The following is a 20,025-nucleotide window of genomic DNA, read 5'->3' on the forward strand; positions in this document are numbered from 1 at the left end:
TCAGTTCAGGTAAGGGGACCAGGATGGTTCTCTGACTTCGCCTTGTGCGGTAGGAAGCGGGAGCCTTACGCGTCCATTAATGGACACGAGCATCAAGACTCCCCGGCCCTGCTGGCGGGTGGCGTAGATTACCATGGTGCCGTTGGGCGCAACAGTGGCTGACTCATCAAGGTTGGTATCTGTAAGGATTTTTACGGTTCCGCGCTGCAAATCCTGGGCCGCAACCCGGAAATTAGTGAAACCATCCTGACGGTGAATCATTACCAACGTCTTTTCATCGGCCGAAAGCTTGGGGTTGGCGTTGTAGTTACCGATAAAGGTCACGCGTTCCGCGCCACCACCACCCACGCTGGCTTTGTAGATTTGAGGCTTGCCGCCACGGTCGGAGGTGAAGTAGATGGTCGAGCCATCCTTACCCCAGAACGGTTCGGTATTGATGCCCGGGCCGCTGGTCACGCGAGTGATTTGGCGCGAAGCCATGTTCATCACGTAGATGTCCGGGTTACCGTCCTTGGACAGCACAAATGCCAGGCGCGAACCATCCGGCGACCAGGCTGGTGCACCGTTGAGGCCTTCGAAGTTGGTGATCTGCTCACGACGGCCGGTATCGATGTGCTGGACGAAGATACGCGGACGCTTCTGTTCGAACGACACATAGGCAATACGCTTGCCGTCCGGCGCAAAACGCGGCGACAGGATTGGCTCGCGCGATTGCAGCAGGGTCACGGCGCGTGCGCCGTCATAGTCGGAGCGCTGCAGGGTGTAACGCGTGTTGTCTACGGAGAAACGCTCAGCGGTGACGTACAGCATGCGTGTGGAGAACGCACCCTTGATACCGGTGAGCTTTTCAAACGACTGGTCCGAAATATAGTGGGCCATGTCACGCAGTTGCTCGGCGGTGCCCGAAACGTTGCCGGTCAGGACCTGCTGTTCGGTGGCCACGTTGAACAACGTGTACTGGATCTGCAGGCGACCACCGGCCGGTGTGATGCTGCCGACCATCAGGTACTGCGCGCCCACGGCCTTCCAGTCGCGGAAGATGACTTCGCTGGCCTGGGTCGGCTGGCTGATCATGTTGCCTTTCGGAATCGGCGCGTAATAGCCGGAGTTGCGCAGGTCGTCGCTGACGATCTGTGCCATGTCGTCCGGCAGCACGCTGCCGCCCTGCCAGCCGAACGGCACTACCGCGATCGGGGTAGCCCGATCGCTGCCGCTGGTAACCAGGATGTTCTTTTCATCCGCCGCCGCTATCCCTGCCATGCAGCAAATAACGACAAGCATTCCTCGAAGAAGGTTTCTCACAAGGCTAGATCCTCAGGTGTGAATGTCATCTTGAATGAACGATAGGGAGCGAAGTCGCTTGGTTTCATTCCCTGCATCTCGGTCAACCGGCCAATATTCTTGACTGCGGCAACCGCCGAACTGTCGAACGAACCGTCACCACTGGACTTGGCCACGCTGACCGAAGTCACCGTACCGTCCGGCAACATGCCGATCTGCAGCACTACTGTCATGCCTTTACGTGCCGAAGGTGGACGTGTCCAGCCTTCCGCTGCCCGCGCCCGGATCAGGTCGTCGAAACTGCCCGCGACTTCATCGCCACGCTCATCGGCCAAGGCTTGCTGACGCTGCGGCGTGTCGGAAAGCAAATCTGCCAGGGCCTGGGCCTTTTTCTCTTCGGCGGATTTACGGGCTGCTTCCTGGGCCTTTTTCTTGGAGGCGTCGGCGGCAGCTTTCTTCTTCGCTTCGTCGGCGACTTTCTTTTTCGCCTCGTCTGCTTCAGCTTTTTTCTTGGCGTCTTCGGCGGCTTTCTTCTTCGCGTCTTCGACGATCTTTTTCTTGGCTTCTTCGGCGGCCTTTTTCTTGGCCTCTTCCTCGGCAGCTTTCTTGGCTTCTTCTTCGGACTTCTTCTTGGCTATATCAGCCAATTGTTTCTCTTCGGCCTTTTTGGCTTCGGCAGCTTTCTCGGACTTCTTGGCTTCATCAGCCTTTTTCGCCTCGTCAGCTTTCTTCGCTTCGTCAGCCTTTTTCGATTCCTCGGCCTTTTGAGCCGCCTCTTCTTTCTTTTGTTCCGCAGCCGCCTTCACCGCTTCCTGCTCGACCTTCTTCTGTTCCATCTGCTCGACTTCGGTCTGGCGCGCAGCCGACTTCTGGGCCTCACCCGCAATCTTCTGATTGGTCTGGGTGGTGGCCTGACTTTTCGATTTCAGCTGATACAGGGTCGCCTGCACGATCGGCTTGGCTGGCGGCAGGTCCGGGGTCATGGCAAAGCTGACGAACAGCATGCCGAACACCAGGATGTGCAGGGCAATTGCCCACACGCCAGGCCAGAAGTAGCTTTCCGAGGCGGACGGCTCTCGCTGTTGCTGCATCAGGGCGCCTCGGTAATCAAGCCAACGTTACCGACGCCGGCCTTCTGCAGCCCGCCCATGGCGCCCATGACGGAGCCATAGTCGACCGACTTGTCACCGCGAATGAACACCTGGGTGTGCTTGCCGCCTTCGTTGCCGGAGCGAATGATCTTGGTCACGGCGTCAGTCATTGCCGGCAAGGTCAGGGCCTTGTCCTGCTGCTTCTGCGTGTCGACTTCGCTGCCAAGGTTCCAGTAGTAGGTCTTGTCAGCCTTGATCGAAATGGTCAGGACCTGAGTGTTGTTGTCTTGCGGCAGGGCTTCACTGGAAACCTTGGGCAGATCAACCTTCACGCCCTGGTTGAGCATCGGCGCGGTCACCATGAAGATCACCAGCAGCACCAGCATCACGTCGATGTAGGGCACTACGTTCATCTCGGCGACCGGCTTGCGCTTTTTGCGAGCTCGAGCGATTAAAGCCATTGGGAATTACCTGCTTATTCTTCGCTGGTGTGCACTTTACGGTGCAGGATCGCCTGGAATTCATCGGCGAAGGTGTAGTAACGGCTGATCAACGTTTCGCTGGTAGCGGCAAAACGGTTGTAGGCAATTACTGCGGGGATAGCGGCGAACAGGCCGATCGCGGTGGCGATCAGGGCTTCGGCGATGCCCGGGGCCACGGTGGCCAGGGTCGCTTGCTGGGCCTGGGCCAGGCCACGGAAGGAGTTCATGATGCCCCATACGGTACCGAACAGGCCGATGTACGGGCTGACGGAGCCCACAGTCGCCAGGAACGGCAGGCTCTGCTCCAGTTTCTCTTCTTCGCGGGAGATGGCGACGCGCATGGCCCGGGCCACACCTTCCATCACCGCTTCCGGGTCAACGCCCGGTTGCTGGCGCAGGCGCGAGAACTCCTTGAAGCCGGCGCGGAAGATTTGCTCGACGCCCGAATCCGGGTCCGGATTGCTGCCAGCCTGGCGATACAGCTTGGACAGGTCGATACCCGACCAGAAGCGCTCTTCAAAGCTCTCCAGGGCACGTCGACCGGCACGCAGCAAGTTGCTGCGCTGAAAAATCATGACCCAAGAGGTAACCGATGCGGCTACCAGGGTCAGCATGACCAGTTGCACCACGACACTGGCATTGCTGACCAGGCTCCACATGGAGGAATGGTCGACGACGGTAGGTTCCACGCTAAATCTCCTGCTTTGATTGTTTACCCGCGCCGCTCACGGCGGCAAAGGCCGCACGTAGAGTTTCGGGAATGGCCCGAGGTTTCAAACTGTTGGTGCGTACACACGCCACCAGGAACTGCCCCTCACAGAGCAGCGTTGCATCCGTAGCCCGCCTGACCTGCTGTTTGAATCGCAGGCTGGCACGGTTCAATTCGATGACTTCAGCGCTGACCAGCAGTTCATCGTCCAGTCGCGCCGGTGCGTGGTAACGCGCCTCGCTGGAATGCACGACGAATAACAGGTCCTCCCCTGCCAGCAAGGATTGGGCAAAGCCCAGCTCCCGTAGCCGCTCGGTTCGAGCCCGCTCCATGAATTTCAGGTAATTGACGTAATAAACGATGCCGCCGGCATCAGTGTCCTCGTAATAAACGCGACAGCGATGTGCGAACGACTGATCCCCGTTTTGCGCGCGCATACTCTAGTGCTTACTCCTCAGGTTGCCAATCCGGCTGGACAACTGTTTTTTCAATACCTGAACACATTTGCATTGCCTGAATGACGACGCCAGACACTGGGACAGCACAAACTTCAGATAAATCACCCCACATGACAAATACCCTGCAGGAGCGAGCTTGCTCGCGAAAAACCTGAGCACGCCGCGTATAACCAGACATACCGCGTTATCGTTGACGTTTTTCGCGAGCAAGCTCGCTCCTACAGTTTTTTAATCGTCCACTGCATCGAGGAATTCGTCTACCACAGGCATCTCTCCCAATCGTGACGGAATATTTAGCCCGAAGTGCAGGTAGGCGTGGCGCGTCACCACCCTGCCCCGTGGCGTGCGCATGATGTAGCCCTGCTGGATCAGGTAGGGTTCCAGCACATCCTCAATGGTGTGCCGCTCTTCACTGATGGCGGCGGCCAGGCTGTCTACGCCCACCGGGCCACCGTCGAATTTCTCGATCATGGTCAGCAGCAGGCGCCGGTCCTGATGATCGAAGCCATGTTCGTCCACATCCAGCAGGTTCAACGCCAGGTCCGCGACCGCCTTGGTGATATGCCCCTTGGCCCGCACCTCGGCAAAATCGCGTACGCGGCGCAGCAAACGATTGGCGATCCGTGGTGTACCGCGCGCGCGTCGGGCGATTTCGAACGCGCCTTCAGGGTCCAGCGGCAAGCCGAGGATACTCGCCGAACGGCTGACGATCGTCGCAAGGTCGGCGGTGCTATAGAACTCAAGACGTTGAACGATACCGAAACGGTCTCGCAGCGGGTTGGTCAGCATGCCGGCACGGGTGGTCGCGCCGACCAGGGTGAACGGTGGCAGGTCGAGTTTGATCGAACGGGCCGCCGGGCCTTCGCCGATCATGATGTCGAGCTGGAAGTCCTCCATCGCCGGGTACAGCACTTCCTCGACGATGGGCGACAGCCGGTGGATCTCGTCGATAAACAGCACGTCGTGAGGCTCGAGATTGGTCAGCAGCGCGGCGAGGTCGCCGGGGCGCTCCAGCACCGGGCCGGACGTGGACTTGATCGACACGCCCATTTCCTGGGCGATGATATTGGCCAGGGTGGTTTTACCCAGGCCCGGCGGGCCGAAGATCAGGGTGTGATCCAGCGACTCGCTGCGCCCGCGCGCGGCCTGGATGAACAGTTCCATCTGCTCGCGCACGGTGGGCTGGCCGATGTAGTCGGCCAGGCTCAAGGGGCGGATGGCGCGGTCCTGGACTTCTTCACGGTCGCGCGGGCCGGTGGCCGCGATCAGACGATCAGCTTCAATCACTTAAATCATTCCCTTCAGGGCTCGGCGGATCATGTCTTCGCTGCTCAGGTTCTTGTCCTTGATGGCCGACACCGCTTTGCTGGCCTCCTGCGGCTTGTAGCCCAGGGAGATCAACGCACTGACAGCATCGCTTTCGGCACTGGCAACCTGAGTCGCCGGCATATCCGGTTGATTGGGCACCAGGGCGAACATGCTCGGCACCACTTCCCAGGCCTTGAAACGGTCCTTGAGCTCCACCAGCAGGCGCTCGGCGGTTTTCTTGCCGACACCGGGCACCTTGGTCAGCGCCGAGGTGTCCTGGGCCGAAACGGCACGCACCAGCTCATCCACTTCCAGGCTCGACATCAACGCCAGGGCCAGCTTGGGCCCTACGCCGTTGAGGCGAATCAGTTCGCGAAAGAAGTCACGGTCGCGCTTGCCAATGAAACCATAGAGCAGTTGCGCGTCCTCTCGCACGACTAAATGCGTGTGCAAAGTTATCGGCTCGCCGACCGACGGCAGGCGATACAGGGTAGTCATGGGCACTTCAAGCTCATACCCCAATCCATTCACATCCAGAATCAGGTGCGGCGGCTGTTTCTCAGCCAGGGTGCCGCGCAAGCGTCCAATCACGGTTCAGATCCTTAAAGCTTGGGGTCAGAACAGGCCTGACCGGAAATAACGATTGCGCTGATGCTATCAGAGACGCAGGCGTCCGCCACGACTGCGTGCCGCGCCCAGACCATGGGGCAGCAGGCTGGAGCGGGTGTGGGCGTGGCAAATGGCAATGGCCAGGGCGTCGGAGGCGTCGATCTGGGGTTTTGAGGTGAGCTTGAGCATGTGCATGACCATCATCTGCACCTGTTCTTTATTCGCCCCACCCGTGCCGACGACGGCCTGCTTGACCTGGGTCGCGGTGTATTCGGCGATTTCCATACCCTCCTCGGCTCCCGCCACAATGGCCGCGCCACGGGCCTGGCCGAGCTTCAACGCCGAGTCGGCATTCTTGGCCATGAAGACTTTTTCGATGCCCATGGTCACCGGGCCGTAGGTCTGGATGACTTCACGCACGCCGCGATAGACGATCTGCAGGCGCTCGGCCAACTCCCCCGCGCCGGTGCGAATACAGCCCGAGGCCACATAAACGCAGCCACGCGGAGTGTGTTGCACCACGCCAAAACCGGTAATGCGCGAACCGGGGTCGATACCTAGGATTAAAGTCATAACGCCTGCAGGTTGGATAAACACATTTGTGATACGCCGAAGCTCAAATGTGGGAGGGGGCTTGCCCCCCGATGGCGGTGGATCAGTCAGAATTTTTTTGGCTGACCCGCCGCTATCGGGGGCAAGCCCCCTCCCACATCTGGATCTATGTAGTTCTTCAGCTTAGCTGTTCGGCCACGGATTCCGGAATGTCGGCGTTCGAATACACGTTTTGCACGTCGTCCAGGTCTTCGAGCATATCCAGCAGCTTCAACACTTTTTGCGCACCGTCCAGGTCCAGTTCGGCGCTGGTGGTCGGCAACATCACGATTTCCGCGTCGGTACCGTTGAAACCAGCGGCCTCCAAGGCATTGCGCACCGCGTAGAAGCTGGCGAACGAGGTGAACACGTCGATGGAGCCATCTTCGTTTGTGACCACGTCGTCGGCATCTGCCTCCATCGCGGCTTCCATCAACGCGTCTTCATCCGTACCGGCCGCAAAGGTAATCTGCCCCTTGCGCTCGAACAGGTAGGCCACCGAACCGTCGGTACCCAGGTTGCCGCCGCACTTGCTGAACGCGTGGCGCACCGCAGCTGCGGTACGGTTGCGGTTATCGGTCATGCATTCGACCATCACCGCCACGCCGCCTGGCCCATAGCCTTCGTAGGTCAACTCGACCATGTCGTCGGTGTCGGCGGCGCCGGCACCACGGGCCACGGCGCGGTCGATGATGTCACGGCTCATGTTGGCGCCGAGCGCCTTGTCCAGCGCCAGGCGCAGACGCGGGTTGGAGCCCGGGTCACCGCCACCCTGGCGGGCGGCGACGGTCAGCTCGCGGATCCACTTGGTGAATATCTTGCCTTTCTTGGCATCCTGACGCTCTTTGCGGTGCTTGATGTTCGCCCACTTGGAATGGCCAGCCATAACACAACTCCGAAATTCTATAGAAACCGTATCAATCCCGCCGGGCAGGATTTCCCTCTTTTAAACGCAAAGGCGCATCCGAAGATGCGCCTTTTTGACTGCGTACCACCTTATCGCGCTTTCACGCAGCAGCCTTACTCAGCCTTCGGCGTCTCGCGCAGACGGATGTGCAATTCGCGCAATGCCTTGGCATCCACGACGCCCGGCGCCTGGGTCATGACGTCCGCAGCACTCTGGGTTTTCGGGAACGCAATCACTTCACGGATCGACTGGGCGCCGGTCATCAGCATCACCAGACGGTCCAGGCCGAAGGCCAGGCCACCGTGCGGCGGCGCACCGTACTTGAGCGCGTCGAGCAGAAAGCCGAACTTCTCTTCCTGTTCCGCTTCGTTGATGCCCAGCAGACGGAACACTGCTTGCTGCATCTCTTTGCGGTGAATACGGATCGAACCGCCACCCAACTCAGTGCCGTTGAGCACCATGTCGTAGGCACGGGACAACGCGCCGGCCGGGTTGGCTTCCAGCTCGGCCGGGGAGCACTTCGGCGCGGTGAACGGGTGGTGCAAGGCGCTGAAGCTGCCGTCGTCGTTCTCTTCGAACATCGGGAAGTCGACAACCCACATCGGGGCCCACTCGCAGGTCAGCAGGTTCAGGTCGTGACCCAGCTTGATACGCAGTGCGCCCAGGGCTTCGCTGACGATCTTGGCCTTGTCGGCACCGAAGAACACGATATCGCCATCGACCGCACCGACGCGATCGAGGATCGTGTTCAGGTTGGCTTCGGGGATGTTCTTCACGATCGGCGACTGCAGGCCGTCAACGCCATTGGCGCGCTCGTTGACCTTGATGTACGCCAGGCCCTTGGCACCGTAGATGCCGACGAACTTGGTGTAGTCGTCGATCTGCTTGCGCGGCATGCTCGCGCCGCCAGGCACGCGCAGGGCGGCGATGCGGCATTTCGGGTCGTTGGCCGGGCCGCTGAACACCTTGAAGTCAACGTCCTTGAGCTGGTCGGCCACGTCGACCAGTTCCAGCGGGTTACGCAGGTCTGGCTTGTCGGAACCGTAGCGACGCATGGCCTCTTCGAAGGTCATGTGCGGGAATTCGCCGAACTCCAGGTCCAGCACTTCCTTGAACAGGTTGCGGATCATTTGTTCGGTGAGGCCCATGATCTCTTTTTCATCGAGGAAGCTGGTCTCGATGTCGATCTGGGTGAATTCCGGCTGGCGGTCGGCGCGCAGGTCTTCGTCACGGAAGCACTTGGCGATCTGGTAGTAACGGTCGAAGCCGGCCACCATCAGCAGTTGCTTGAACAGCTGCGGCGATTGCGGCAAGGCGAAGAAGCTTCCCGGGTGGGTACGGCTCGGTACCAGGTAGTCGCGTGCGCCTTCCGGCGTGGCACGGGTGAGAATCGGCGTTTCCACGTCGAGGAAGCCGTTCTCGTCGAGGAAGCGGCGGATGCTGGTGGTCATGCGCGAACGCAGACGCAGCTTCTCGGCCATTTCCGGACGACGCAGGTCCAGGAAGCGATAGCGCAGGCGAGTTTCCTCGCCAACGTCGGAATATTCGTTCAGTGGGAACGGCGGGGTTTCCGACTCGTTCAGCACTTCCAGCTCGTAGCCCAGCACTTCAATGCCGCCGGACGCCATGTTCTTGTTCACGGCACCGGCCGGGCGCAGGCGCACCTTGCCAGTGATCTTCACGACGTATTCGCTGCGCACGCGGTCGGCGGCGGCGAAGCTCTCGGCGCGATCCGGGTCGAACACTACCTGGGCCAGACCATCACGATCACGGATATCGAGGAAGATCACCCCGCCGTGGTCGCGGCGACGGTGAACCCATCCGCAAAGGGTGATTTCCTGACCTTCCAGGGTCTCGTTCAGTTGGCCGCAATAGTGGCTGCGCATCATGGTCGTGGTTTCACTTCTCGTAATTCGAAATTCGGTGGCAGGCGTGCCTCGTCACCGTACATTAAAGCAGGGGACGGATAATGCAGGAGCCTGCGCGTAGAGTTCAACTCAGTCTGCTTTGTCGCCGCCCGCCAGGTTCTTCTTGGCGCCGGTCTTGAAATCGGTCTCGTACCAGCCGCTGCCGCTCAGGCGGAAGCCCGGCATGGACAACATCTTTTTCAACTCAGGTGCCTGGCAGGCTGGGCAATCGACCAGCGGCGCGGCGCTGATCTTCTGAATGGCTTCCAACTGATGACCACAGGAAGCACATTGATAGTCGTACATGGGCATGGAGTTGTCTCGGCGATCAGATCGTTACTGCGCTACGCCCTGCCGATGTGCATAAAGCCCGGCATGCGCAGCAAAGCGTGGGATTATATCTGGTAAATCGAGGCAGCGCAGCCGGCTTTCTGCCCGAGGCGCGGCCCGCCGGAAGGAAGGGCCGCGCCCTGCAGCCTCCGATCAGACGGGGCCAGAGGCGCTAAGGCGGTCTTTCAACAGGTGAACGACACACACCACCCGCACCAGCCCGCTGAAGTTCTTCACACCGCCATAGCGCAAATGCACTTCCCGATCGACATAGGACAACAACGCACTGACCGAGCAGGTGTTGATCCTGGCCATTTCCGTCAGGATATTCCAGTAGATCTGCTCCAGCCGCAGGCAGGTGGAAAACCCGTTGAGCCGCACCGACCGCGATAATGGCTTGGCGAGCCCCATGTCGAACCCTTTCGCGAAGGGATCGACCTTTATCTTGTGAAAACCACCGGTTTCCACGCCCTTACCACATGACATACACCTGACACTCCCTTGCCAAAACAGCAGTCCATGGGTTTTTCCCATTGGACGGTCAGCCTATAAAACCGCAGGAAGCGACGAGCAGCCAGAAGACGCGGGCGCCGGGCGTCGTAGGACAACGCCAGCAAGCGCAGAGAAACCAGTGAGCGGCGCCCCGAAGACGCCGCACGGGTTCGACGGTTATTGGTTTTCGAGCAGCGAACGCAGCATCCACGCGGTTTTTTCGTGGACTTGCATCCGTTGCGTCAACAAGTCCGCCGTCGGCTCATCGCTGACCTTGTCGAGCAACGGGAAAATGCCACGCGCGGTACGGGTGACAGCCTCCTGGCCCGCCACCAGCTGCTTGATCATCTCTTCGGCGCTCGGCACACCCTCTTCTTCCTTGATCGAAGACAGGCGGGCGTAGATCGAATAGGCACCCGGTGCCGGGAAGCCCAGGGCACGGATACGCTCGGCAATGGAATCCACCGCCAGCGCCAGCTCGTTGTACTGCTCTTCGAACATCAAGTGCAGCGTACGAAACATGGGGCCCGTGACGTTCCAGTGGAAGTTGTGGGTCTTCAGGTACAGCACATAGGTATCGGACAGCAGCCGTGAAAGTCCGTCGACGATGGATTTACGATCTTCTTCACTGATACCAATATCGATTGCCATGTTTTTCCCCTTCAATTGACGAGCATTCATTGATCAGGTGCAGGATCACTCTAGCAAGAGTGCTGGCCGCGTGCAGCCCAACGCACCCAGGCAATGTGCGGCAAATTGCCCCGCACCGCTTGCGAGGGCAGCGGCGGAAGAGCCGGTCATCCTGTAAGAAAAACGCTCGAAAGGCCGCTCAAATTACCTGCACCTGTCTAGGACAAGCCTTAGACGCAAAAATGCCACCTCGATTGCAACACCCCGAAATGCTTGATTTGAGTAGGCACAGCCTTTGCTGTTAAATAGGCGGCGTGTGGCTGCCGTTCATTTCTGCGGCACGTCACATAGGCTGCTACCCGCGCACGTGCCCAACGCCTCCCATTGTTCAGAAGCGAACCGTGCCAGTCAGCTCTTCCTTGTGATCCGTCTTAACGTGAGTTAATCAAAATGTTGAAAATCGTCCACCTGCTAACGGGCGTTGCAGCTTTGCTGCTGTCCTTTATCCCGAGCCTGCAGCCTGAAAGCCTGCCCTACCTGCAACAACACGACGCTCTATACCTGGCCTTGTTCGGCCTTCTCAACCTGACCCTGGCACCGGTAATCCCCTACTGGAACAAAGGCACGCGTCATCAACTGCAAAACCTGGTCAGCGCGCTGCTGGTACTGACCGTCGTTGTTCAAACCCTTACCCTGCTGGCACCCATGCCTGAAGTGGGCGGCCACCCGGCCATCCTGCTCAGCCTGGTGATCGCTGTGGTCGCCATCGTTCTTCACCTGGCCATCAGCTTCTATCGTTCGTCCCCAGCGGCCGCGTCGCAAAACTACGACATGACCAACCGGGATACCGGGACCGTCAAGTGGTTCAACACCTCCAAAGGCTTCGGCTTTATTTCGCGCGACTCGGGTGACGATATCTTCGTCCACTTCCGAGCTATCCGCGGTGAAGGCCACCGCGTCCTGGTCGAAGGCCAGCGCGTGGAGTTCTCGGTGATGAACCGCGACAAAGGCCTGCAAGCTGAAGATGTCATCGCTGCCCTGCCGCGTCGCTGATTCCAGCCTGCGCTGCAAAAAAAACCGCGATCCGGCGTAGGCCGGATCGCGGTTTTTTATTGCACGCTCATTTAATAGTGCGGCGGCGGGGCTTCTTCTTCCGAGGTTTCGAACTGGCCGCCCATTTCTTCCTGGCGCTTGAGCAAGGCGATCATCTGCAATTGCAGGCGCTCCACCGCTTGCTGCTGGGCGACCAGAATGTCATTGAGGGTTTCGATGGTGTCGTCCTGGAACGCCAGGCGGCTTTCCAGGTCGGTGACGCGATCTTGCAGGTCCATGGTTCAGTCCTGGGTAAAAATGAAGTCGGCAGGCAATAATTCACGCAATCGGCTACGGATCGCCGCCACCTGCTCTGCGCTGTATGGACGGGCCGGATGCTTGCCCCACACCGGCGCCGGCCATGCCACGTCATCGCGCTTGCGCACGATGACATGCACGTGCAACTGGCTGACGACGTTGCCCAGCGCGCCGATGTTCATCTTATCGGCGGCCAGGCCTTCGTTCAGCAACTGTGCGAGTGCAGTCGTTTCTTGCCACAGCGTCTGTTGCTCAGCGACATCCAGTTGAAACACTTCGCTGATACCGTCAATGCGCGGTACCAGGATGAACCAGGGATAATTCGAATCATTGGACAGCAGCAGGCGACAGAGCGGGAAGTCCCCAATGGCCAATGTGTCTTGTTGCAGGCGTTGATCTAAAGCGAACACGTGGGCACTCCGTTCGGCAGGTCAATTACAGGCGCCCAGCATACCGCCGAATGCGCGAGGCTTCACGGCGAATGCGCGAGCAGCCTGAGGCAAGCCAATTCCATGGATGCACCCTTTCGAGGCAGTCGGACGTGTGAACCACGCTAACTCGGGCTTCAACGGGATGCACCAAAATGACCCACTTGTGCTTCAAAGGGAGTCGGCCGCTACCCACTTATGAGGGTCAATCGGTAACGTTTTGCCAAGGCGCAGGTTTTTCGGGCTACCACATGAAGGTAACACCCGAATGTCGCGCCTGAACCAAACTGCCCGAGAGGCCCGTGTTTATGCGGTTTTTACACTGCCGTAACGTTTTTCACGAAAAAATGACATTCGGTTGGCGCTTTGTGCACGCTTGTTGCATTCACCTCGCTATCGTCGGCAACGACACCTGGGTGGATGCCAGGGTTTCGCGATAAGAAACAATAGCGTTTCAATGGGTACCAAGGACGATTTCAAACTTTGAAGGCGTTTGAAAAGAACATTGAAGTTGTCAGCCTAATTACCATCGGGCTGTGATTTGCGACACGGAGCTAGCAATTTACGACAGCCTCGTAAAAGAAGCTGAAAGGATAGTTGGGCAAGTATCGTCAATAGCGCCGGTGTGAGATAACTTTGCGCCGACACACATAAAGAAAGAGCCGCCCAGATAAAAATACAGGTGGGACGGCAGTACTCTTCTAAACCAAAGGAGCAAATCACGATGCGCGTGATGAAGTGGAGCATGATCGCCCTGGCTGTTTCAGCAGGCACCTCGCAGTTCGCAATGGCGTCCGCCCAGGACGATTCCAAGGGCTTTGTTGAAGACAGCACTTTCAGCATCAACACTCGCGCTTTGTACTTCAGCCGCGACTTCCGCAACAACCCGTCGGGCCCGGGCTCCAAGAGCCGTGCGGAAGAAAGCGGCCTGGGCTTCAACGCCTTGTACGAGTCGGGCTTCACCCAAGGCACCATCGGTGTCGGCGTTGACGTGATCGGCCTGATGGGCCTCAAGCTCGACAGCGGCAAGGGCCGTGCCGGCACCGGTCTGTTCCCTACCGGTTCCGACGGTCGTTCGCAAGACGAGTACTCAAAAGGCGGCGGCGCGGTTAAGTTCCGCATTTCCAATACTGTGCTGAAAGTCGGTGACCAATACACCACAGCGCCTGTATTCGCCTCCGATGACAGCCGTTTGCTCCCAGAACTGCCACAAGGTATCTCGATCACCAGCAACGAGATCAAGGGCCTGAAGCTCGAAGGCGGTCACTTCACTTCCAGCGTCGCGCAGAACCAGACCTACCATGACAGCCTGGGCCTGACGAAGACCGACTTCGTCGGCGGCGTCTATGCCTTCACCCCGGAAGTCACCGGCAGCCTGTACTACGCGAAAACCGAAGACTACTTCCGCAAGTACTACAGCAACCTGAACTGGACCCACGCTTTGAGCGATGACCAGTCCTTCGCGCTGGACTTCAACATCTACGACACCAAGAGCGAAGGCGCCGGCCTGCAGCGCGCTGAGAAAGATGGCGTGACCAAGCTCGACAACCGCGCATTCAGCTTGCAGGGCGCGTACACCATCGGCGCTCACACCTTCACCCTGGCCGCCCAGAAGGTTACCGGTGACGGCGACTACGGTTACGGCGTAGATGGCGGCGGCACTGTGTTCTTGGCCAACTCCATCGCCCGTTCCGACTTCAACGCCGAAGGCGAGAAGTCGTACCAGGCGCGTTACGACATCAACATGGCGACCTTCGGCATTCCGGGCCTGAGCTTCATGACCCGTTACGTGACCGGTAGCGGCGCCAACACGGGCACCACCAGCAACGGTAAAGAGTGGGAACGCGACATCGAAGCCAAGTACGTGGTTCAGAGCGGCCCGGCTAAAAACCTCAGCCTGCGTCTGCGTCAAGCGACTTATCGTTCCGGTGATGGCGTTTACTACGGTTCGCCTTCGATCGACGAACTGCGTCTGATCGCGAACTACCCGCTGAACATCTTGTAATCACGCAAGTAATTACAACGATGACTTAAGGTTTCGACCTTGAATAAAAAGCCGCTCCCCTGTTTGCAAGGGAGCGGCTTTTTTATTTCAGTTACATTTCAAAAACAATATAACTAGCAAGCTAAGTAACTATATACAACTGTCGCATTTAACCTGACCTTTCGGCCAACTTAAACGCGACACTGTTTCATGCCTTCGCCGGAGCTTCCTGCATCACGCGAATAACGCGCTGCGGGAACGGAATATCAATCCCCGCCCCTTTCAAACGGTCGCGCGCCAGTTCATTGAGCATGAATACCACATCCCAATAATCCGCCGTATTGGTCCAGCAACGCAGGGACACGGTGATGGAGCTGTCGCCCAGGGTCGATACCACTGCGACGGGCGCCGGGTCGACCAGCACGCGCGGGTCTTTGGCCAGTTCCAGCAACACTTCACGGGCTTTCTGCAGGTCAGCCTCGTAGTCCACGCCCACATCAAACACCACCTTGCGCGTCGGCTGGCGGTTGGTGTTGGTGATGATGCCGTTGGACAGGATGCCGTTCGGTACGATCACCGTCTTGTTGTCGCCGGTACGCAGCACCGTGTGGAAAATCTGGATACTGTCGACGGTACCCGAGGTGCCTTGGGCTTCGATCCAGTCACCGATGCGAAACGGACGGAACAACAGGATCAGCACGCCGCCGGCGAAATTGGCCAGGCTGCCTTGCAAGGCCAGGCCGATCGCCAGAGTAGCGGCACCGATTGCGGCGACGAACGAGGTGGTTGCCACGCCGATCATCGAGGCCACGCTGACGATCAACATGACTTTCAGCGCAATGTTCGCAAGGCTGGTGATGAAGTGCTGCAGCGCCAGGTCGGCGTTACGCAGGGCCAGCAAGCGCCCTACTCGGTGGGTAAAGACGTTGATCAGCCACCAACCGATGGCCAGGGTGATAACGGCCAGCAGTACCCGGCTGCCGTATTCCATGATCATCGGGATCCAGGACTGCGAGGTCTTGATCAAGTGATCCACTTCAGCGTTCAAATCCATCTATCTTCTCCTGTTGTGCGGAAATGCGGCTTCATTGACTGCCTGAAAACGCAAATGAGCCCCGTAGGGCTCAATTGTAGGCATTGTTGCTGCGGCGTGGGACGTCGAAAACGGCCACAGGTTCCGCGAGCTGCCATCAGTCGCGGAAGTTGTTGAACTGCAGCGGCATGTCGAAGGTCTTGGCGCGCAGGGCCGCAATGGCCTCTTGCAGGTCATCACGCTTCTTGCCGGTAACACGCACCTGTTCACCCTGGATGGCCGCCTGGACTTTCAGCTTGGCATCCTTGATGTGCGCGACGATCTTCTTCGCCAGTTCCTTGTCGATGCCTTCCTTGAGCACGGCTTCCTGCTTCATCAGTTTGCCGGAAGCGTAGGCGTCCTTGACTTCAAGGCACTGCACGTCGATCTTGCGCTTGACCAGGGCCAGCTTGAGGATCTCGATCATCGCTTCCAGCTGGAAATCGGCTTCAGCGGTCAGGTTGACGGTCAGTTCCTTTTCCTTGAATTCGAAGCTGCCCTTGCCTTTCAAGTCATAGCGACGGTCCAGTTCCTTGACGGCGTTCTCGACGGCGTTGGTGACTTCGTGTTTGTCCAGTTCGGATACCACGTCGAACGAAGGCATGTCATTTCTCCAATATAAGGGGCGGGCTCAGTAGAGATGGAGCGCGCCCGAGCTAAAATGCCGGGGCATTATAGCGGTTCTTTCGCCGCGTTCACCGCTGGCGACCTTACGGAGCACATACTGATGTCGACCACCTGGCATATTCTCGGCGCCGGTAGCCTGGGTACCCTCTGGGCCACGCGACTGGCGCGCGCAGGCGTGCCGGTGCGGCTGATCCTGCGCGATCAGGCGCGCCTGGCCAGCTATGCGTCGAGCAACGGCCTGACCCTGGTTGAGCAAGGCGTTGCGCACACCTACCCGGTAATCGGCGAAACACCCGACAGCCCGGAGCCGATCCAGCGCCTGTTAGTGGCGTGCAAAGCCTACGATGCCCAAAGTGCCGTCGCACAGTTACAGCATCGCCTGGCGCCGAACGCGGAACTGATCCTGCTGCAAAACGGCCTCGGCAGCCAGGATACGGTAGCCGCCCAGTTGCCACAGGCGCGTTGCATCTTTGCCTCCAGCACCGAAGGCGCGTTTCGCGAGGACGAATGGCGTGTGGTGTTTGCCGGCCATGGCTACACCTGGCTGGGGGATGCGGCTCATCCTACCGCGCCGCTGTGGCTGGAGGACTTGCAGGCCGCCGCCATCCCCCATGAATGGAGCATCGATATCCTCACGCGCCTGTGGCGCAAGCTGGCGCTCAATTGCGCGATCAACCCGTTGACCGTGCTCTACCAGTGCCGCAACGGCGGCCTGCAGGCCCATCAATGTGAAGTCGCCACCCTGTGCGCTGAATTGAGCGAATTGCTGGAATGCTGCGGCCAGCCTGCGGCTGCGCAAGATTTGCACAGTGAAGTGCAACGGGTGATCCAGGCCACTGCGGCCAACTATTCCTCCATGTACCAGGACGTGGCCAACGCACGGCGTACCGAAATCAGCTACCTGTTGGGCTACGCCTGCCAGGCGGCCGCCCGCCATCAACGGGTACTGCCGCATCTGCAACTGCTGCAAGCGCGCTTGGTCGAGCAGTTGGTTGCACGCGGATTGCCCAGCGACTAAGGCACGCGCTACCCTGCCGTATGTCTATTGCCTGCGAAAAACCTGATGCCACTGCGCCAGCGTCTTGAAAACCTACCGGTAGGGCAGAAACTGCTGGCCGCCCTGCTGGTACTGCTGACCACCGTGTTGCTGGTGGCCAACCTGACCTTTATCAGCGCCGCCTACTGGATCTCCCAGGAAAGCATGGCGCCCCAGGCCTTGCAGGCCATCGGTCGGCTGGTGTCCAACCCGGCACTCGCCGCTGAAGCCCTGCAGTCCCCGGCCAAGGCCAACGCGCTGCTCAATGAGCTGACCAGCTATTCACCGCTGCGCGCCGCCGCCCTGTACGACGGCGAAGGCAATCGCCTGGCGCAGATGCAACACGGTGACCGCCTGCACCTGCCCGACAACTACCGGCATATCGAGGCCTGGCGCCTCACCGAGTTTCGCAGCAACCAAGTCATCACCCTGCCCCGCACCGACCAGCCTTCGGGGCATTTGCTGCTGGTGGCCAGCAGCGAGCTGCCGGTGGCGTTCTATACCGGCACCCTCACCGCAAGCCTGGGCATCCTGATTTTCAGTGTGTTGCTGTGGCTGGTCATCGCCCGGCAGATCAAACGCCTGATCACCCGGCCGATCCATGAACTCGAAGAACTGTCGCGCCAGGTGACTCGCGAAGAGAACTACGCCCTGCGCGCAGGCCCCGGCAACCACGATGAAATCGGCAGCCTGGCGGAAGCGTTCAACACCATGCTGTCGCGCATCGAAGCCCGTGAGCAGCAGCTCAAACGCGCGCGGGACGATTCCCAGGCGGCTTACGACCAGGCTCAGGGCCTGGCCGAAGAAACCCGCCATACCAACCGCAAGCTGGAACTGGAAGTGCAGGTGCGCAGCAAGATCGAGAAAAAGCTCACCGGCTTTCAGAACTACCTCAACAGCATTATCGACTCGATGCCCTCGGCGCTGATCGCCCTGGATGAACAGCTCTACGTCACCCAGTGGAACCAGGAAGCCACCGCGCTTTCGGGCACGCGCCTGGATGAAGCCCTCAACCAGCCGATCTTCCTCGCATTCCAACCGCTCAAGCCGTACCTGCCGCAAATCAAGGCCACGGTGGAACAGCACACGGTGGAGCGGATCGAGCGGGTCACCTGGGTCAAGGACGACGAGCCAAAGCATTACGCCCTGACGTTCTACCCGTTGATGGGCGGTGCCGGGCGCGGCGTGGTGATCCGTATCGATGACATCACCCAGCGCCTGTCCCTGGAAGAAATGATGGTGCAATCGGAAAAAATGCTCTCGGTCGGCGGCCTGGCTGCCGGCATGGCCCACGAAATCAACAACCCGCTGGGGGCGATCCTGCACAACGTGCAGAACATCCGGCGCCGCCTGTCACCCGAGCTGCCCAAGAACCTGGAACACGCCGAACAGGCGGGCATCGAGCTGGCGCTAGTCAATCAATACCTGCAAGCGCGCGAAGTCCCGCAGTTGCTGGATGGGATTCAACAGGCCGGCGCGCGTGCAGCGAAAATCGTCACACACATGCTCAGCTTCAGCCGGCGCAGCAACCGGCAAATGGCCCCCTGCGACTTGCCAGCCCTGATCGACCAGGCCGTGGAGATCGCCGGTAACGATTTCGACCTGGCCATCGGTTTCGATTTCAAGGGCCAGGCGATCATCCGCCAGTTCGACCCGCAACTGGGGCCCGTGCCCGGCACAGCCAACGAACTGGAGCAGGTGCTGCTCAACCTGCTGAAAAATGCCGCCCAGGCGATTCACCTGCGTGAAGACGGCAGCGAACCTGGGCGCATCACCCTGCGTACCCGCCTCAACCCGCCCTGGGCCGAGATCCAGGTGGAAGACAACGGCATCGGCATGAGCGAAAACGTGCGCAAACGCACCTTCGAGCCGTTCTTCACCACCAAAGAGATCGGCCAGGGCACCGGGCTTGGGCTGTCGGTGTCGTATTTCATCATCACCAATAACCACAAGGGCCAGATGGAAGTGCATTCCACTCTGGGCCAAGGCACCTGTTTCACCTTGCGCCTGCCCCTGGCCGGCAGCCAATTGTCCCCCGCAGAACTCACCCAACTGGAGCAATGACCATGGGCTTTCGCCTGTCGAAGATCTACACCCGCACCGGTGACCAGGGCGAAACCGGCCTCGGCGACGGTCGCCGCGTGCCCAAGGATCACCCACGGGTGGAGGCCATTGGCGAGGTGGATACGCTGAACAGCCAGTTGGGGTTGTTATTGGCCAACCTGGAGGAGCAGAGCGGCAAGCACCCCGAACTGGACGATGTGGTGGAAGTGCTCACACCCTGCCAGCATCGCTTGTTCGATCTGGGCGGCGAGCTGGCCATGCCGGTGTACAAGGCGTTGAATGCAGCGGAAGTGGATCGGCTGGAAGCGGCGATCGATCGCTGGAATGAAGAGGTGGGGCCACTGGAAAATTTCATCCTGCCCGGCGGCTCAGCCTTGATCGCCCAGGCCCATGTGTGCCGCAGCCTGGCGCGCAGTGCCGAACGCCGCTGTCAGCAATTGAATGCGGTGGAGCCGTTGGAAGGGGTTGGGTTGGCGTATATCAATCGACTGTCGGACCTGCTGTTTGTAGCCGCCAGGGTGATTGCCAGACGCCAGGGGGTTGCCGAGGTGTTGTGGCAGGCGGCGGCGAAGCCCCATTGATCGTTTTCAGGTGCCTGTTGATCGTTCCCACGCTCTGCGTGGGAATGCCGCCCGAGACGCTCCGCGTCCGCCTTTAAAGTCATGACGC

The 20,025-nt window shown here is 59.5% G+C and carries 22 protein-coding genes; 5 read left to right on the top strand and 17 right to left on the bottom strand.

What is annotated here, in order from left to right; all coding sequences use genetic code 11:
• The 13 genes from tolB to C4J90_RS20840 form a co-directional block, all read right to left on the bottom strand.
• On the bottom strand, positions 1 to 1,281 hold the full coding sequence (gene tolB / locus C4J90_RS20775) for a Tol-Pal system beta propeller repeat protein TolB (RefSeq protein ID WP_177412836.1): 1,281 nt from the start codon (positions 1,279 to 1,281) through the stop codon (positions 1 to 3).
• Between the two features lie 17 nt (positions 1,282 to 1,298).
• A complete protein-coding gene (gene tolA, locus C4J90_RS20780) occupies positions 1,299 to 2,372 on the bottom strand; it encodes a cell envelope integrity protein TolA (protein ID WP_124364182.1) in 1,074 nt (357 codons plus the stop codon).
• A complete protein-coding gene (tolR, locus tag C4J90_RS20785; protein WP_161793227.1) occupies positions 2,372 to 2,824 on the bottom strand; it encodes a protein TolR in 453 nt (150 codons plus the stop codon). Before tolR ends, tolA begins: the two co-directional genes overlap by 1 nt.
• Before the next feature lie 23 nt (positions 2,825 to 2,847).
• Positions 2,848 to 3,543 (bottom strand): protein TolQ, encoded by a 696-nt coding sequence (tolQ, locus tag C4J90_RS20790; RefSeq protein ID WP_053135845.1) that lies wholly within the window; start codon positions 3,541 to 3,543, stop codon positions 2,848 to 2,850.
• Position 3,544: 1 nt separating this feature from the next.
• Positions 3,545 to 4,000: a tol-pal system-associated acyl-CoA thioesterase gene (gene ybgC, locus C4J90_RS20795; RefSeq protein WP_124364183.1), complete on the bottom strand. Its 456-nt coding sequence runs from the start codon at positions 3,998 to 4,000 to the stop codon at positions 3,545 to 3,547.
• Positions 4,001 to 4,249: 249 nt separating this feature from the next.
• Positions 4,250 to 5,308 carry a Holliday junction branch migration DNA helicase RuvB gene (gene ruvB / locus C4J90_RS20805; RefSeq protein ID WP_003175801.1) on the bottom strand — a complete coding sequence of 353 codons (1,059 nt, stop codon included), beginning with the start codon at positions 5,306 to 5,308 and terminating at the stop codon, positions 4,250 to 4,252.
• On the bottom strand, positions 5,309 to 5,920 hold the full coding sequence (gene ruvA / locus C4J90_RS20810) for a Holliday junction branch migration protein RuvA (RefSeq protein ID WP_124364184.1): 612 nt from the start codon (positions 5,918 to 5,920) through the stop codon (positions 5,309 to 5,311).
• 66 nt (positions 5,921 to 5,986) lie between these two features.
• A complete protein-coding gene (gene ruvC / locus C4J90_RS20815; RefSeq protein WP_057723842.1) occupies positions 5,987 to 6,511 on the bottom strand; it encodes a crossover junction endodeoxyribonuclease RuvC in 525 nt (174 codons plus the stop codon).
• Between the two features lie 157 nt (positions 6,512 to 6,668).
• Complete coding sequence (locus C4J90_RS20820) at positions 6,669 to 7,415, bottom strand: YebC/PmpR family DNA-binding transcriptional regulator (RefSeq protein ID WP_124420714.1); 747 nt, start codon at positions 7,413 to 7,415, stop codon at positions 6,669 to 6,671.
• A gap of 134 nt (positions 7,416 to 7,549) precedes the next feature.
• Positions 7,550 to 9,325, bottom strand: a complete 1,776-nt coding sequence (aspS, locus tag C4J90_RS20825; RefSeq protein ID WP_057013724.1) for an aspartate--tRNA ligase — start codon at positions 9,323 to 9,325, stop codon at positions 7,550 to 7,552.
• A gap of 108 nt (positions 9,326 to 9,433) precedes the next feature.
• Positions 9,434 to 9,655, bottom strand: coding sequence for an FmdB family zinc ribbon protein (locus C4J90_RS20830; RefSeq protein WP_003193872.1), 222 nt, complete (start codon positions 9,653 to 9,655; stop codon positions 9,434 to 9,436).
• Positions 9,656 to 9,826: 171 nt separating this feature from the next.
• Entirely contained in the window at positions 9,827 to 10,159 is a 333-nt protein-coding gene (locus C4J90_RS20835) for a ribbon-helix-helix domain-containing protein (RefSeq protein ID WP_124364186.1), read from the bottom strand.
• Positions 10,160 to 10,342: 183 nt separating this feature from the next.
• Positions 10,343 to 10,816, bottom strand: coding sequence for a Dps family protein (locus C4J90_RS20840; protein WP_003193874.1), 474 nt, complete (start codon positions 10,814 to 10,816; stop codon positions 10,343 to 10,345).
• 429 nt (positions 10,817 to 11,245) lie between these two features.
• On the opposite strand from C4J90_RS20840, the gene C4J90_RS27320 reads away from it, so the two are divergent.
• The gene (locus C4J90_RS27320) at positions 11,246 to 11,848 is read left to right on the top strand and encodes a cold-shock protein (protein WP_005790922.1); all 603 of its coding nucleotides are present in this window, start codon (positions 11,246 to 11,248) and stop codon (positions 11,846 to 11,848) included.
• 71 nt (positions 11,849 to 11,919) lie between these two features.
• On the opposite strand, the gene C4J90_RS20850 is transcribed toward C4J90_RS27320, so the two are convergent.
• Complete coding sequence (locus tag C4J90_RS20850) at positions 11,920 to 12,126, bottom strand: SlyX family protein (protein ID WP_124364187.1); 207 nt, start codon at positions 12,124 to 12,126, stop codon at positions 11,920 to 11,922.
• Between the two features lie 3 nt (positions 12,127 to 12,129).
• A complete protein-coding gene (locus C4J90_RS20855; RefSeq protein ID WP_124364188.1) occupies positions 12,130 to 12,555 on the bottom strand; it encodes an HIT domain-containing protein in 426 nt (141 codons plus the stop codon).
• A 742-nt stretch (positions 12,556 to 13,297) separates the two neighbouring features.
• Between C4J90_RS20855 and C4J90_RS20860 the strand changes: the two genes are divergently transcribed.
• Positions 13,298 to 14,578 carry an OprD family porin gene (locus C4J90_RS20860; RefSeq protein WP_124420715.1) on the top strand — a complete coding sequence of 427 codons (1,281 nt, stop codon included), beginning with the start codon at positions 13,298 to 13,300 and terminating at the stop codon, positions 14,576 to 14,578.
• A gap of 187 nt (positions 14,579 to 14,765) precedes the next feature.
• Here C4J90_RS20860 and C4J90_RS20865 read toward each other — a convergent pair whose 3' ends face one another.
• Both C4J90_RS20865 and C4J90_RS20870 read right to left on the bottom strand, forming a co-directional pair.
• On the bottom strand, positions 14,766 to 15,611 hold the full coding sequence (locus tag C4J90_RS20865) for a mechanosensitive ion channel family protein (protein WP_124420716.1): 846 nt from the start codon (positions 15,609 to 15,611) through the stop codon (positions 14,766 to 14,768).
• 136 nt (positions 15,612 to 15,747) lie between these two features.
• Positions 15,748 to 16,233 (bottom strand): YajQ family cyclic di-GMP-binding protein, encoded by a 486-nt coding sequence (locus C4J90_RS20870; protein ID WP_003193880.1) that lies wholly within the window; start codon positions 16,231 to 16,233, stop codon positions 15,748 to 15,750.
• A 123-nt stretch (positions 16,234 to 16,356) separates the two neighbouring features.
• On the opposite strand from C4J90_RS20870, the gene C4J90_RS20875 reads away from it, so the two are divergent.
• From C4J90_RS20875 to C4J90_RS20885, 3 genes are read left to right on the top strand one after another with little or no spacing between them, the layout of a single operon-like run.
• Positions 16,357 to 17,274 (top strand): putative 2-dehydropantoate 2-reductase, encoded by a 918-nt coding sequence (locus tag C4J90_RS20875; protein WP_124420717.1) that lies wholly within the window; start codon positions 16,357 to 16,359, stop codon positions 17,272 to 17,274.
• 45 nt (positions 17,275 to 17,319) lie between these two features.
• Positions 17,320 to 19,356 carry an ATP-binding protein gene (locus tag C4J90_RS20880; RefSeq protein WP_124364192.1) on the top strand — a complete coding sequence of 679 codons (2,037 nt, stop codon included), beginning with the start codon at positions 17,320 to 17,322 and terminating at the stop codon, positions 19,354 to 19,356.
• A gap of 2 nt (positions 19,357 to 19,358) precedes the next feature.
• Positions 19,359 to 19,937 (top strand): cob(I)yrinic acid a,c-diamide adenosyltransferase, encoded by a 579-nt coding sequence (locus C4J90_RS20885; protein ID WP_124420718.1) that lies wholly within the window; start codon positions 19,359 to 19,361, stop codon positions 19,935 to 19,937.
• Positions 19,938 to 20,025: the final 88 nt, after the last annotated feature.

Origin of the sequence: Pseudomonas sp. R2-60-08W (genome assembly GCF_003852335.1) — a bacterium.
GTDB lineage: Bacteria > Pseudomonadota > Gammaproteobacteria > Pseudomonadales > Pseudomonadaceae > Aquipseudomonas.